Origin of the sequence: Geobacillus sp. ZGt-1 (assembly GCF_001026865.1) — a bacterium.
Classification (GTDB): domain Bacteria; phylum Bacillota; class Bacilli; order Bacillales; family Anoxybacillaceae; genus Geobacillus; species Geobacillus thermoleovorans.
Genome location: NZ_LDPD01000023.1, coordinates 337296 through 338295, shown reverse-complemented (window position 1 = coordinate 338295; position 1000 = coordinate 337296). Strand labels below are relative to the sequence as shown.

At 54.1% G+C, this 1000-nt stretch carries 1 protein-coding gene; it reads left to right on the top strand.

Annotation, left to right across the window (positions count from 1 at the left end):
- Positions 1-919, top strand: a 919-nt coding sequence (locus tag VU18_RS20130) for a penicillin-binding transpeptidase domain-containing protein (protein ID WP_047758214.1), incomplete at its 5' end; no start/stop codon positions are given.
- Positions 920-1000: the final 81 nt, after the last annotated feature.

Here is a 1000-nt window from a genome sequence, read left to right as displayed (position 1 = left end):
CGGCTTTCAAACCGGGGTGCTTCATCCGAATACGTATATCAAGGATGAGCCGCTGTATATTAAAAAAACCCCGGTAAAAAAATCATGGAAGACGATGGGGACGATCAACGAGCTGACGGCGCTCAAGCAGTCATCGAACGTCTATATGTTCAAAACAGCGATCGCCATCGGGGGCGGTGTGTATCGTCCGCACGCGCCGCTTCGCATCAATCCAGAGGCATTTACGACGATTCGCCACTATTTCAGCCAATTCGGCCTTGGCGTGAAAACCGGGATCGATTTGCCGAACGAACTCGGCGGTTTCCAAGGACAGAGCACGCAAGCGGGGCTTTTGCTTGACTTGGCGATCGGCCAGTATGATATGTATACGCCGATGCAGCTGGCGCAATACGTCTCGACGATCGCCAACGGCGGCTATCGAATGAAGCCGCAGCTTGTCAAAGAAATTCGTGAGCCGTCGGCTGACGGAAAAAAACTTGGCCGAATCATGAAACGGTTTGAACCGGTTGTGCTAAACCGGATTGATATGAAGACGGAATACATCAAGCGAGTGCAAGAAGGATTCCGCCGTGTGATGCAAGAGCCGGGCGGAACGGCGTATTCGTACTTTGCGAGTGCTTCGTACAAGCCGGCCGGCAAAACGGGGACGGCAGAGGCGTTTTACGATGGACCGATCCAAAGCCGACGGAATGATCCAACGTACAACTTGACGCTCGTTGGCTATGCGCCGTACAACGATCCAGAAGTGTCGTTCGCTGTTGTCGTTCCGTGGGCGACGCAAGGGGAGAGCGACGGGATTAATGACCGGATCGGCCGCCGCATTTTGGACGCCTATTTTGAATTGAAAGCGAAGCGAGCCGCTGAAGGCGGGAGCAGCTTCGATGCGCAAGGCGGCGCGGAGGCCGCCGATGCGCGCTGACAGGAAAGGCGCCTAGCCAGGCGCCTCTTTTTTTGCGCTTGCAAAAAAATGGCTCTTCACTAAAAGTTGTACTTGATTTTT